The sequence below is a fragment of the Gordonia sp. 852002-51296_SCH5728562-b genome (genome assembly GCF_001665475.1).
In the GTDB taxonomy this organism is placed as follows: Bacteria; Actinomycetota; Actinomycetes; order Mycobacteriales; family Mycobacteriaceae; genus Gordonia; species Gordonia sputi.
Genome location: NZ_LZMI01000008.1, coordinates 161,730 through 175,691, shown reverse-complemented (window position 1 = coordinate 175,691; position 13,962 = coordinate 161,730). Strand labels below are relative to the sequence as shown.

The following is a 13,962-nucleotide window of genomic DNA, read 5'->3' as shown; positions in this document are numbered from 1 at the left end:
ATCGACTGACCACGCCTCAACACCCGCATCACACACCCCAATCACTCAGAGTGTTGCCACGTTCCCTTGAACCCGCCCGCCCAGTCGACATTCTCGAGCGCACAGTGGACGCTCTCGGGCGCCCACTCGGCATTCTCGAGCGCACAGTCGTCACGCCCGACGCAGCTCAGACCTTGGAGTTGCCCATGTCGATCTGGAACTGGGCGCCGGTGACGGCGCGGGCCAAGGGTGAGGTCAGGTACAGCACGGCGTCGCTGATGTCGTCGGTGGAGGCGACGGGGAAGTGGTCCATCATCGAGATGAAATAGCGTGTGTACTCGCCCATTTCGAAGATCCGCATGGCGGAGGTGTCGGCGATGCCCATCGGGGTGTCGACCGCGTACGGGTGCACCGAGTTGACGCGAACGTTCTTGGGCGCCAACTCTTTCGCGGTGGTCTGGGCCAGGCCGGTCAGCGCATACTTCGACGCGCTGTATGCGGCTTGCATCGGCATGGCCTTGAGTCCCGCCACCGACGAGACGACCACGATCGACCGGTTGTCGGCATCGTTGTCGAGCAGTGCCGGGATGGTGGCGCGCAAGGTCTTCCACGTGCCGGTGACGTTCACGTCGAGAACGTCGGCGAACTGTTGCTCCGGCAGTTCCCACGTGAAGCCCCACGACAGAATGCCTGCGTTGGCGACGACGTGGTCGAGTCGGCCGAACTGCTCGACGCCGTCGGCGACCAGCTGCTCCTGGAAGGCGAGGTCGCGCGTATCACCCTGGCGGGCAAGGATTTTGCCACCGACTTCCTCGACGAGCCTTACGGTCTCGGCGAGGTCGGCCTCGGTCGACGGCGGATAGGTGATGTAGTCGGCGACGGTGTCGGCGATGTCGAGCCCGATGATCGACGCGCCCTCACGCGCGAAACGGATGGCGTGGTTACGACCCTGACCGCGCGCGATACCCGTGATGTAGACGACTGTGCCGTCGAACTGTCCCATGGGCAGAACTGTAACACGTTCTAGTTATCGCGCGCGGTCGGATCTGTCGAGCTCAGTCCGTCCAGACAGCAGCGGCGTCGACGGCCTCACGGTCGGGACCACGCGGCGTCGACGGCGCGGTGCGCGAGAACCGCGGAGCGACCTGCGCCTGACGGACACCGTCGATCTCCACGAGGTTGGCGCGCGCGGCCATATGCGGATCGTCGGGCGCCTCGGCGAACGTGAGCACCGGTGACACGCAGGCATCCGTTCCGTCGAAGACCTTCGCCCACTCGTCGCGAGTGCGCGAAGCGAACGTCTCGGTGAAGATCTGCCGCAGCTTCGGCCAGTTGGCGACGTCGTTCTGCCCGGGCAGGTCGGCGTCGGTCAGTCCGAGGCCGCGGAGCATCTCAGCGTAGAACTGCGGCTCGATAGCGCCGACGGCCATGTACCTGCCGTCCGACGTCTCATAGACCTCGTAGTACGGCGCACCGGTGTCGAGCATGTTGGTGCCACGTTCGTCGCTCCACAAACCCGTGCCTCGAAAAGCCCAGATCATCTGTCCCAGAACGGAAGCGCCGTCGACCATCGCGGCGTCGACAACCTGTCCGCGACCCGACGACGCACGCTCGACAAGCGCCGCGAGTACACCCATCACCAAGAACATCGAACCGCCGCCGAAATCGCCGACGAGGTTCATCGGCGGCACCGGACGCTCACCCTCCCGCCCGATGGCGTGCAACATTCCGGTCAGTGAGATGTAGTTGATGTCGTGGCCGGCCTGCGGCGCGCGCGGACCGTCCTGGCCCCACCCGGTCATGCGTCCGTAGACGAGGCGCTCATTGACCGACTCCAGATCCGACGGACCAAAGCCCAGTCGCTCCATGACGCCGGGACGGAAACCCTCGAGAAGAACGTCAGCTTTACCGATGAGCCGCAGGATCTCCTCCCGATCGGCCGGATCCTTGAGGTTGGCCTCGACGACGCGCCTGCCCCGCAGCAGTGCGTCGGCGTTGCGCGCCGGATCGGGTAGCTGACCGGGGCGCTGGATGCGGATCACGTCGGCCCCGAGGTCGGCCAACATCATCGCCGCATGGGGACCGGGACCGATACCCGCGAACTCGACAACCCGTATACCGTTCAGCGGACCACCTGTACCAACGCTTTTCGACGATGCGCCCGCGCTGGGCGTGCCTGCCGCGTCGGGCGTCGACGGTGCGTTCATGGATTTCCTCCCGCTCGGATATGGCGCGCCCACCTGTGTGGTGGGCGTCACGCCGTCGCCCCAGAATGCCATACCGAGCGATCGTTCGGCAGAGCCGGGGGCGATCGTTCGGCAGAGCCGGGGGCGATCGTTCGGCCGTCGCGCGCGTTCGCAGAACGCCTCGGCGCCGATTCCGGGGAAATAGGTGCACAAAGTTTTCGGCGGCGGTTACTTCGCGCGCTGCACATCGGTAAAGTCGAGAAAATGACGCGTCCGGCGACTTTGAGTTCGTGCACTTGGCCGGAACTGGAGAACTCTGCGACGACGTTGCTGGTCGCGGTCGGATCGCTCGAACAACACGGGCCGCATCTACCGCTTGACACCGACACCCGCATCGCCAGCGCCGTGGTCGCGCGTGTCCACGCGAACCTCGACGACATGTCGACACTCATCGCACCGCCTCTCGGTTACGGAGCGAGCGGCGAGCATGAAGGCTTTCCGGGCACCATCTCCCTGGGCCATGACGCAATGCGCAGCGTACTCGTCGAGTACGGACGCAGCGCCTGCCGATGGGCGCAGCGCATCGTCTTCGTCAACGGCCACGGCGGCAACGCGCAGACTCTGGTCGACGCGATCGGTCTGCTCCGCTACGAGGGCCGCGACGTCGCGTGGTATCCGTGCGCGTTCGATGGGGCCGACGCACATGCCGGGACGACGGAAACATCAGTGCTGCTTCACCTTTCGCCCGATGCTGTGCGTCGTGACAGCGTCGTCGTCGGTAATCGCGCACCCGTCGCGACGCTGCTACCGGCGATGCGTGACGGGGGTGTGGCCGCGGTCAGCGCCAACGGCGTGCTGGGCGATCCGACGACGGCATCGGCCGACGACGGCGCTGCGCACCTCGACCGGTTGGTGAGCCGACTCGGCGAGGCGATCCGGCAATGGGACGTCACCGAAAACGGGCGTCTGCGATGAACGCACCCACCGACGCACCTCCGTCGCCCGCGCCGAGCCGTGACCTGCCGAACGGCTTTCAGGTCCAAATCGACCTGCGATGCGCCCGGCACGGTGACCTGCGCTACCTCGTCGGAGGCTCGCCGACTCGGCTGATGAGACTGTCCGACGCCGCGCTCGGAATGACGTCGGTCGACGGTCGGATCGAAGTGTGCGACGGCCCGACGCGAACACTGGCCCGCCGACTCCTCGACGCGGGAATGGCCAATCCCCGCCCCATGCACGGACCATCGACCGACGACGTCACGATCGTTGTTCCGGTGCGCGACAACCAATCCGGCGTCGACCGTCTCCTGAACGCCGCTCGCGGCGTCAAGGTGATCGTCGTCGACGACGGTTCGCGCACTCCCATCGTTGCGCAGGGTCCGCAGGTTCGCGTGTTGCGTTTCGACGAGAACCGGGGACCGGCGGCCGCGCGAAATGCGGGCGCCGCAGCTGCCGACACCGAGTTCATCGCCTTCGTCGACTCCGACGTGGTGCCGAACAGCGATTGGCTGATGATGCTGCTCGGCCACTTTTCCGACCCGGCAGTGGCAATCGCGGCGCCGCGCATCGTCGGGCTCGACCGCGACGACGAGCGAGGCGACCACCACAAGCGGTCACTCGCCGAGCGCTACGAGAACGGCCATTCATCACTCGACATGGGGCCCAGCGAGGCGGGCGTCGTCCCCGGAACTCCGATCGCATACGTGCCGAGTGCGGCAATGTTGGTGCGCGCGAGCGCATTCGACGGATTCGACGAGTCTCTGCGCGTCGCCGAGGACGTCGACCTGTGCTGGCGGACGCACGAGAACGGCTGGCGTATTCGCTACGACCCGATCGCGACGGTCGCACACGATCACCGCACCAGCATGCGCACCGTGCTCGGACGCCGACGGTTCTACGGCACCGGCGCGGCGTTCCTCGCCGAACGGCATGGGGAGTCGGTGGCTCCGGTCGTGATGTCGATGTCGATGGCCGCAGCGGTCGCGGCGTTGCTGACGCACACCAGAATCGGTCTCGCGGTGGCGATGGTCATTCTGCTCCGCGTGGGGCATCGGCTCCGCACACGACTGGGCGAACTGCCGGAGGCCACGCGGGTATCCGCACAGATGACCTCGCGGGCAACCTTCTTCGGACTACTGCAGGCAGCGGGCGCGGTGTGTCGCCACTATTGGCCCGTCGCGTTGCTGCTGGCGCTGATCTCACCGAGATTCCGACGGATCGTGATCGAGATCGCGATCGCCGAAGGCGTCGTGGAGTGGATTCGCTCCGTCGCCGCGGAACCGGCGGTGGCGCCGACCATGGGGCCGTTCGGTTATCTGCTGTGCCGACGTCTCGACGATCTCGCGTACGGCACCGGGCTCTGGCAAGGGGTGCTCTCGCACCGCGACTTCGCGGCGTTGCGTCCGGTACTGACGCCGTAGCGGCGTCGAATTCGACTGTGCTGTGCCCACATCGACCGCAGACTCACACAGCGTCGACGTCGTGATCGTCGGCGCGGGCAGCGCCGGGTGCGTGCTTGCCGAGCGACTGTCGCGTCATGAGAAGCGATCGGTACTCGTGCTGGAGCAGGGGCCGTCGGAGTGGCCGGATGCCGACGTCCTCGCCCTACGCAGGTTGCCGATCTCCGACGGCGAGCGCTACGTCACCCACCATCGTGAGTCGTCCGGGTTGCCGGTGGTCCGTGGACGTGGGCTCGGCGGATCGTCGACGGTGAACGGCGGCTACTTCATGCGCTTTCATCGCGGCGATTTCGACTCCTGGCAGGGTCCGTGGACACCCGACGTCATCGACGAGGCGTACGCCGAGGTCGACGAGAAGATGGGTGCGCATCCGTTTGCCGACGCCGATCTCGCCCCCACGGCGCTCGCGTTCGAGAAGTATTGGGGAGGAACATTTCCGACTCGACCGCTCGACGACCCGTGGCCGCTGGTCGGGGTCAATCGGGTGCGCTCGAACAGCATGGATGGGATTCGACGGACCGCCGCGGACGCCTACCTGCGTCCGCACCGCGACCGGCCGAATCTGCGAGTCCGCACGGGAGCGACGGTCGAGAGAATTCTCCTCGCGGAGGGGAACGCTGTCGGCGTGGTGTGCGACGGCCAGGACATCCGCGCACGGGAGGTGATCCTGTGCGCCGGAACCCTCGGCAGCGCCGCGGTGTTGCTGAGGTCGGGCGTCACAGGCGAGCGCATGCGAGTACACGAGCACCGCGAGGTACTCGTCGGATATCGCCTCCGCGAGCAACCTGGACCCGGACCGTTGCTGCCGACGGTCGTGCACACCGACGACGGTCTCGAGATCCGCTGTTACCGAGACGATTTCGCGCGATACATCAGAGGTCTCGCGATGACCGGGCCCGCCGTCGGAGTGGCGGCGATGACGCCGAGTGCGTCGGGAGAGGTGTATCTCGACGGCGGGGGCGTCGGCGTTCGGCTCGACCGGCCGGACGATCGAGTACTGCGCTATATGGCGCGAACCGCGCGCGAGGTGGTCGAGATGTTGAGGTCGTCGGAGTTCGGTGGGCTCGTCGTCGCCGAATCGATCGCCATCGACCCTGTGTTGCGGACGTCGCAACACGCCTGGGGATCGATGCCCATGGGTGGGCGCACCGACTGGCTCGGGGGAGTGCGCGGCGTGGGGCGCCTGCGGGTCGTCGACGGTTCCATCCTCCCGTCCGCGGGTCGTAGCGGACCCCATGCCACGACGATGATGGTCGCGGCGGTGATCGGGGACGCGCTCGCCGCGGACTGAGCCACAAACATGGGATGTTAGGATGTGCTCATGTCTGAGGTCATCGAGCGTCCCAAGCGCACCAGCGAACTGGTCGTGGAGCGGATGGAGCGGCTCATCCGCGACGGCGTCTGGCCGGTGGGTACGTGTATTCCGGCAGAGCCGGAGCTGGTACGCGATTTCGGAGTGGGGCGCAACACGATTCGCGAGGCTGTGCGTGCGTTGGAGCATTCGGGCATGCTCGTGCCGCGTCGCGGCGATGGCACCTATGTCCGCAGTGCCAACACATTTGCCGCTGCGATGACCCGCACGGCGACGTCGGAGATGCTCGACCTGCTACAGGTGCGTCGTGCGCTGGAGTCGGAGGCAGCCGCAGGCGCCGCGCGCGACGCCACGGCAGATGCCAAGCGCGCACTGCGCGAGGCGCTCGACACGGCGGAGGGCATCCTCGCGACGGGCGACATCGACGCGTACGCGCGCGCCGACATCGACTTCCACACCGAACTCGTTGCGGCGTCGGGTAATCCGCTGCTCATCGAGATCTACTCGGGTGTCCTGGAAGTGATGCACCGCGCACATGCCGACATCGCAGGGTTGTCGGTGGTAGCGAACGCACACCCGGCGGGACATCGTGACGTGGTCGCCGCGATCGACGCGGGCGACGAGCCGGCCGCGCGGGCAGCGGTTCTCGATTACCTGGCCGAGGCGGAAGGTGGTGTGCGCCGATGAGTCGGACGTCCACCTCGCCGACCAGGGCGGCGTCCGAGACGCCCTCGGAGCACTCGGTCAGACTCAATCCCGGTGAATTGCGTGGCGGCGCAGCGATTCTCGCGGCCGTGGCGATCATGCTTGTTGCGGCCAATCTGCGGCCGCCCGTCGTGTCGGTGGCGCCGCTGATCGATGTGATCCGCGAAGACCTCGGATTCTCCAGTGCCACAGCGGGTCTGCTCACCACGCTGCCGGTGCTGTTCTTCGGACTGACCGCGCCCATCGCGCCACGGATCGCAGCCCGCTTCGGAATCGAACGGACCATCTTCGCGTCGCTCGCACTACTGATCGTCGGAATCCTGTTGCGTCTCATACCCTCTGTGGCGACGCTATTTCTGGGATCGGCCGTCCTCGGCGCGGCGATAGGCGTGTGCAACGTCGTGTTGCCCGCCCTCATCAAGCGTGATTTCGCGCATCGCTCCGGTTTGATGACCGGCTTGTACTCGATGACCCTGTCGGGTGGGGCGGCGGTGACCGCAGCGGTCATGGTGCCGATGGACACCGCACTCGACGAGAACTGGCGGGCGTCGTTGGCGATGTGGGCTCTGCTGGCCATCGTCGCGATGATCGTGTGGGCGCCGCAACTGCGTCGGGTTCATACGGTCGCGGTGGGACCGCGCGCGCCCGGGCTCTGGACCAATCCGATCGCATGGGCCATCACGGGCTACATGGCGGCGCAGTCGTTCATCTTCTACACGTTCAGCGCGTGGTTGCCGCAGTACCTGATCGACCACGGGAGCACGCCGTCGAGTGCGGGCAACGTGCTGGCGATCGGGCAGGTGGTCGCGCTGATCATGTCGCTGGTGGCTCCGATCGTCGCTGGGCGGTTCGCCGATCAACGTCTGGTGACCCTCGGATTTCTCGCGGTCTGTACGGCGGGCTTCGTCGGGCTGGTCTTCACCGATCATGCGACGGTGCTCTGGGTCTGCATGGTGATGGCGGGTCCGGGTGCTGCCATCAGCCTCGCGCTGCTGTTCATGGTGCTGCGCAGTTCGTCTGCCACGCAGACCGGTCAGGTGTCGGGGATGTCGCAGTCCGTCGGCTACATCCTCGCCGCGGTGGGTCCGATCGCCATCGGATGGATTCACGACGTGACGGGGTCGTGGTCGATCGCCTTCGGCGTGCTCGCGCTGGCCGTCATCCCGCAGGGACTCGCGACACTTCTGGCCGCCAAGAACGTGCGTATGCCATCTCATCTCGAGTGATCGATCGGCCCGACAGTGCAGCGAGCCCTCGGTTGACCTGCGTGTGACCCGGACCTCCCGCGCTCGCCCGGGCAGCGGGACCCACGATGCGGGGCCGTAGACTGGCGACGACGTCAGATCAGCGAAACGTCGTACTCGCTGGTGCTCGGCGGGCAAGGAGGAAGTGATGACCGCCGCCGACAGTGGAACACAGGCCGAAGGTGCAACGCAGGGCGAAGGTGCAACGCGGGCCGACGCGGCACGCATCCGGCCAACCATGATTCTCGGCGCGGCCTTCGCCGTGGCTCTGCTGGGTGTCGCGATCTATGCGCTCGCCAGTGGAGACGCCCGCCACCTCGAAAGCGGCGACCCGTTCCCCGGTACGTTCACCGCGGCCGCGGACGTCGTCGGCTACTTCCTCGGTTTTCTCGCTGCCGCACTGACGCTCGGTGGCCTCGTCTTCATCATCACCGCGTCGAATCCGGATGATCAGGGCAGCATCGACGTGACGGGATACCGCGCGCATCTGATGCTGGGCAGACTCTCGATCGGCTGGGCAGTGCTGTCGTGGCTGATGGTTGCCGTCGCCGCTGCCGACGCCTCCGGAACGACGCCGTGGCGACTGGTGAGTGAGGGCTTCCTCGGAGAGGGGATCGGGGTCAGCGAGGCCGCCGTCGCCTGGATCGTGATGGCGGTGTGCGCCACCGTGATCGCGGTGCTCATCAGGTTCTCGCTCGCGTGGATGATGCACGTCGTTCTCCTCATACCCGCCGTGATCGCGATGGTCGCGCTGCCACTCGCGAGCAACGCGGGGCAGGGGCCGAACCACGACTACAACACGAGTCTCGGGATCGGGTTCGCGCTTGCCGTCGGAGTGTCACTCGGGTTCCGAGTCGCGTGGGCCGGCGCGCCGCGCATCACCTCCGACGTCGCGCGCACTGTGGTGTCCCGGCGCAGCGCGCTCATCCTCGTCATCAGCGACGCCGTCGCGCTCGTATACGGCTTGGCGCTGACCCTCTTCCTGCTGCCAGTGCGATACGCCTTCGACACCGCCTTCGGTCTCGCCGCGATCGTCATGATCGTGCTGGTCGCCGTGGCGCTCGCGACGAGTGTTTCCGCTTATCGCGCATGTCGACAGGCCGGCACCGATACAGACGACGCCGGTACAGACGACGCTGATACAGATGGTGACGCGGGGCGTCGGATCGTGACCCTAGGTGCTGTGCTCATGCTGGCGGCGGTCGCGTGCTGGACCGTCATGGACACCCGCGTCGCCCCCGGCCTGCTGGCGCACAAGTTCACCGGATGGGACGTCTTTCTCGGGTACGAGCTGCCCGGCCCGCCGACGACATGGACGTTGGCGACGTTCTGGCGCCCCGACCTGTTGATCGGTGTCGCGGCCGTGGTCGCAGCCATTCTCTACCTGTTCGGTGTGCGCCGTCTGCGGCGTCGTGGCGATGAGTGGCCCGTCGGCCGCACCATCTCGTGGGTGCTCGGCTGCCTGGTCGTCGTCGTGGTCACCGGGTCGGGCGTGCGCGCCTACGGCTCGGCGATGTTCAGCGTGCACATGGCAGAACACATGGCGCTCAACATGTTCGCGCCGGTGCTGCTGGTGCTCGGTGCGCCCGCGACCCTTGCGCTGCGTGCGCTACCCGCGGCTCACGGCGACGAACCTCCCGGCCCGCGTGAATGGCTGCTGCGCGTGCTGCATTCGAAGGTGACGGCGGTGCTGTCGAATCCGATCGTGGCGCTGGTGGTTTTCGTGCTGTCGCTCTACGTCGTCTACTTCACCGGCATCTTCGGCACGCTCACCCGGTATCACTGGGGCCACGTGTTGCTGACCGTGCACTTCATCATCGTCGGCTACCTCTTCTACTGGGTCATCATCGGCATCGACCCGGGGCCGCGTCGAATCCCGTTCCTCGCCCGCATCGGATTGTTGTTCGCCGTCATGCCATTTCACGCGTTCTTCGGCATCGCGTTGATGACGATGTCGACGGTGGTCGGCGACAAGTTCTACAGCGAACTGATGTTGCCGTGGGTGACCGACCGCCTCCACGACCAGTGGCTCGGTGGCGCAATCGCCTGGGGCGCAAGCGAGGTGCCCGTCGTTCTGGTCGTCGTGGCCATCGTGGCCCAGTGGGCCAAGGTCGATCGGCGCGAGGCCAACCGTGGTGATCGCCACGCCGACACCTACGAGGACACCGAGCTCGACTCCTACAACGCGATGCTCGAAGAGCTGTCGAAGTCGCGTCGATGAGCAGGCTCTATCCGGTCTGTCGGGCAGAGAGTTTCGACGGCTTGACCGCGCGAGGACAATGGCACCATGCGATGTGAGGTGGCACGGGAGTCGCTGTCGGCGCGCATCGACGGCGAGCGTGAATCGGTGCCCGCTGCGCGCGTGGACGAGCACGTCGCACAGTGCCCCGCATGTCAGCGCTGGTACAGCACCGCGCAGGGCATGAACTTCGCAGCGGCCGACCTTGCGCCAGACCTCAGCGCGACGATCCTAGAGGCATCGCAGACCTCCGAACCCGACGGCATCACGCGTCGTCACAACGCCGACGGTGTTGGTCGCGCGGTGGTGGCTCTGCACGCCGCGTCCGTTGCATGTGCTGTCGCCGCAGTCGTCTTGAGCGTCGGTTATCTCACCGGCTCCGCGCCGCTCTGGTACCCCGTGGTGCAAATCGTGCTTGCCGTCGTGGCAATCGCGCTCGCCGTGGCCGCGCGGGTCAGATCACGACGTCGTGGCCGGGCGGCACATCAGATACCCAGTGCCGCAACAAGTATCGACGACGACGCTCGTGACGACGACGCCGCGTCGGACGTCACCGACCTTGCCGCGCTGCGCGCGAAGCGCAAAGCGGGATAGCGCTCCCCACCCGTAGACCGGCGCTACTTGCGTGCGCCGAAGTGCTGCAGCCGCAGGCTGTTGGAGACGACGAACAACGACGACAGGGCCATCGCGGCGCCCGCGATCAGCGGATTGAGCACGCCGGCCGCAGCGATCGGGATGGCCGCGACGTTGTAGCCGAACGCCCAGATCAGGTTGGTCCGGATCGTGCGCTGGGTGGCACGCGCGAGGCTCAGCGCGGCGGGGGCGGCACGCAGGTCGTCGCGCACCAGCACGACGTCGGCGGCGCCGATCGCGACGTCGGTACCGCGACCGATCGCAACGCCGAGATCCGCGGTGGCCAGTGCGGGACCGTCGTTGATGCCGTCGCCGACCATGGCCACCGAGTGCCCAGCGTCCTGCAGCTCCCGGATCGCGTCGACCTTGGCGTCGGGAAGCACTTCTGCGATGACGTCGGTGATGCCCACCTCATCGGCGACCGCGTGTGCGGCGCCGGAGTTGTCGCCGGTCAGCAGAACGGTGCGCATGCCTGCGGCCTGTAGGGCGGCGATGGCGGGTGCGGCACTGGACTTGACGGTGTCGGCGACGGAGATCAGTCCGCTCAGTCGGCCGTCGACAGCGACGTAGATCACGGTCTCGCCCTTGGCTTCTGCGTCTCGTCGACGGCGAGCAGTCGCCGCCGGAATCACGCCGCCCGCGTCGTCGACCGACTGCGACACCCAGCGAGGCGACCCGACGGTGACCCGATGCCCGTCGACCGTTCCGACGACGCCGCGTCCGGGTTCGGCGCGGAAGTCGGTGACCTCGAGGCGGTCCGCCTCGTCGACCGCCGCGACGATCGCCGAACCGACGGCATGCTCGGACGCGGATTCGACGGCACCCGCCAGCGCAAGCAGGCGCTCATCGGAGAGCTGCGCCTCGTCGTCGCTGTACACCTGCGTCACCGACAGCGCGCCCTCGGTGACGGTTCCGGTCTTGTCGAAGACGACGGTGTCGATGTAGCGGGAGGTATCGAGAGCCTGATAGCCCTTGAGGAAGATGCCCAGCTGGGCACCGCGGCCGGTCGCGACCATGACGGCGATCGGCGTGGCGAGACCCAGCGCGCACGGACATGCGATCACCAGCACCGCAAGACCCGCGGCAACGGCACGTTCGACGGGACCGCCTGCGAGTAGCCACGCGCCGACTGTCACCACGGCGATCGCGACGACGACCGGTACGAAGACACCGGCGACGCGGTCGGCGAGGCGCTGGGCATTGGCCTTGCCGGTTTGAGCCTCTTCGACCAGACGCATCATCCCTGCGAATGCGGTGTCGGGTCCGACGGCCGCGGCCTCGACGATCAGACGCCCGTTGAGCGCGGTGGTGCCGCCGATCACCGGCTCACCCGGCTCGACGTCGACCGGCTTCGATTCGCCCGTCATCGCGCTCATGTCGACGGCGGCCGATCCCTCGATGACCAGGCCGTCGGTGCCGATGGTCTCACCCGGACGGACGACGAAACGCTGACCTTCCGACAGTTCACCCGCCGGGATGCGCATCTCGGTGCCGTCGCGCAGCAGGACCGAGACATCCTTGGCTCCGAGCGCGGCCAATGCCCGCAGTGCGCCGCCCGCACGGGAGCGTGCGCGCGCCTCGAAATAGCGGCCGGCCAGCACGAGGACAGTGACGCCGGTTGCCACCTCGAGGTAGATGGAGTCGGCGCTCCAGATGGCAGCCCACACACCCTGCGAACTCGTCGAAGCGGTGTCCGTGGCGAAGAACATCGAGTAGAGCGACCACCCGGCCGCCGCGAGAACACCAAGTGTGACAAGCGTTTCCATGGTCGCGTTGCCGGTGCGGAGATTCTTCGCGGCGACGCGGTAGAACGGCCACGCGCACCACGTCAGGATCGGCAGCGCCAGCGCGAGCAGCAGCCACTGCCATCCCGTGAACCTCGTCGACGGCACGACGGCGAACACGATCGACAGATCTGCGAGCGGGATGAAGAGGATCAGCGCGACGGCGAGTCGACGGAACAGGCGTTTTGCCTCGTCGCCGTCGGTGTCGGGAATGGGGGTGGGAGTGTCGCTGCGGACGCTCGCGCCGTAACCGCTCGCGTCGACGACCTCGCACAGCGAGTCGGCGTTCACATCGGCAACGGCGTCGATGGTCGCGACGCGCGTCGCATAGTTCACCGACGCCTTGACGCCGTCGACCTTGTTCAGCTTCCGTTCGACCCTCGCCGCGCACGCACCGCAGGTCATGCCGGTCACGTCGAGCTGGATTCGTTGCAGTGTGTTCGCGGCGTCGGCGATCCCGGTTTGGGTCGACTCGGGTTCTCCGGTCGCGCTCGTGCGGGATTCCAGCGTGGTCACATCGTCCTCGATCTCGTCGTCCGTATGCGCGCGCCGCAGGCGTTCGGGAATGCCCCGATCACGAGCAGATCGATCCTCGACAAGAGATCTACGACGATCCGCAGGCATTGGCCGCGCACGTACTCCTACAAGTATGTCGTGCGGGGATGCCGGACAGTTCCCGGGGATTTTCCGGACGGCGCCTACCGCGTCAGATCAGCGTCTGCCAGTAGTCCCAGAACTCGACGAGGATGGCGACGATCACGATCGCGTACCAGACGGGCAGCAGCACCCACAGCCAGCCGCGAATCTCGCGGCCAAGCCTGCTGTCTCCGATCACGCGGTTGATGCTCAGCACCAGGATGATGGGCACGACGACCCAGACGACCAGGCAGTATGGGCACAACGCGTGGATCTTGTACAGCGCTGAGTAGGCGAGGAAGTTGACGAAGACGAAGCCCGCGAAGCTGCCGAGTGCCATGCCGAGCCAGTACCAGCGGGGGAGGGAGATCCCGGCCAGCGCGAGCACACCTGTGACGATGACCACCGCAAACGCCGCTATACCGATCAACGGGTTGGGGAACCCGAACAGCCCCGCCTGCCAACTCTTCATGACCGAGCCGCAGGAGATAACCGGGTTGATCGAGCAACTCGGCACATAGTTGGGGTTCTGGAGGAGGTGGATCTTCTCGATCGCGAGCGTCGACGCCGCGACGAAACCGATCACCCCGAGGATCAGGAACATCAGCGCGGTGGGCCGACTCACGTGCACGAGGCCTGTGAGACCTCGTGAACCCGACTGCTCAGCGGTATCGGCGACGTCAGCGTCGTCGACGGTCCGCGTCGCGTCGGTTGATTCCTTCTCGGTATCGACAGGTACGTGCGCGTTGTCGTCGGCGTGTGTCGTGCTCATCGTTGTTGCCTCG

General features: G+C 66.8%; 11 protein-coding genes. 7 read left to right on the top strand and 4 right to left on the bottom strand.

The window, feature by feature from the left end; genetic code table 11:
* Positions 1-166: 166 nt before the first annotated feature.
* Together A5766_RS01785 and A5766_RS01780 are read right to left on the bottom strand one after the other, a co-directional pair.
* Positions 167-982 (bottom strand): mycofactocin-coupled SDR family oxidoreductase, encoded by an 816-nt coding sequence (locus A5766_RS01785; RefSeq protein WP_064870174.1) that lies wholly within the window; start codon positions 980-982, stop codon positions 167-169.
* 52 nt (positions 983-1,034) lie between these two features.
* Complete coding sequence (locus A5766_RS01780; protein ID WP_064868309.1) at positions 1,035-2,186, bottom strand: CaiB/BaiF CoA transferase family protein; 1,152 nt, start codon at positions 2,184-2,186, stop codon at positions 1,035-1,037.
* A gap of 243 nt (positions 2,187-2,429) precedes the next feature.
* Between A5766_RS01780 and mftE the strand changes: the two genes are divergently transcribed.
* The 7 genes from mftE (at position 2,430) to A5766_RS01745 (ending at position 10,718) form a co-directional block, all read left to right on the top strand.
* Positions 2,430-3,140, top strand: a complete 711-nt coding sequence (gene mftE, locus A5766_RS01775; protein ID WP_064868255.1) for a mycofactocin biosynthesis peptidyl-dipeptidase MftE — start codon at positions 2,430-2,432, stop codon at positions 3,138-3,140.
* Positions 3,137-4,585 (top strand): mycofactocin biosynthesis glycosyltransferase MftF, encoded by a 1,449-nt coding sequence (gene mftF / locus A5766_RS01770; protein ID WP_064868252.1) that lies wholly within the window; start codon positions 3,137-3,139, stop codon positions 4,583-4,585. Before mftE ends, mftF begins: the two co-directional genes overlap by 4 nt.
* Positions 4,586-4,607: 22 nt before the next feature.
* Entirely contained in the window at positions 4,608-5,915 is a 1,308-nt protein-coding gene (gene mftG / locus A5766_RS01765; protein WP_064868249.1) for a mycofactocin system GMC family oxidoreductase MftG, read from the top strand.
* A gap of 30 nt (positions 5,916-5,945) precedes the next feature.
* On the top strand, positions 5,946-6,623 hold the full coding sequence (locus A5766_RS01760) for a FadR/GntR family transcriptional regulator (protein WP_064868306.1): 678 nt from the start codon (positions 5,946-5,948) through the stop codon (positions 6,621-6,623).
* Entirely contained in the window at positions 6,620-7,867 is a 1,248-nt protein-coding gene (locus A5766_RS01755; protein ID WP_082965414.1) for a CynX/NimT family MFS transporter, read from the top strand. The genes A5766_RS01760 and A5766_RS01755 overlap by 4 nt, the downstream gene beginning before the upstream one ends.
* A 166-nt stretch (positions 7,868-8,033) precedes the next feature.
* On the top strand, positions 8,034-10,106 hold the full coding sequence (locus tag A5766_RS01750) for a cytochrome c oxidase assembly protein (RefSeq protein WP_005203899.1): 2,073 nt from the start codon (positions 8,034-8,036) through the stop codon (positions 10,104-10,106).
* A gap of 66 nt (positions 10,107-10,172) precedes the next feature.
* Positions 10,173-10,718 (top strand): zf-HC2 domain-containing protein, encoded by a 546-nt coding sequence (locus tag A5766_RS01745; protein ID WP_005203900.1) that lies wholly within the window; start codon positions 10,173-10,175, stop codon positions 10,716-10,718.
* Between the two features lie 23 nt (positions 10,719-10,741).
* Here the strand turns inward: A5766_RS01745 and A5766_RS01740 are convergent, their stop codons facing one another.
* Positions 10,742-13,057: a heavy metal translocating P-type ATPase gene (locus A5766_RS01740; protein WP_005203901.1), complete on the bottom strand. Its 2,316-nt coding sequence runs from the start codon at positions 13,055-13,057 to the stop codon at positions 10,742-10,744.
* Positions 13,058-13,247: 190 nt separating this feature from the next.
* Positions 13,248-13,949 (bottom strand): vitamin K epoxide reductase family protein, encoded by a 702-nt coding sequence (locus A5766_RS01735; protein WP_005203902.1) that lies wholly within the window; start codon positions 13,947-13,949, stop codon positions 13,248-13,250.
* Positions 13,950-13,962 lie beyond the last annotated feature (13 nt).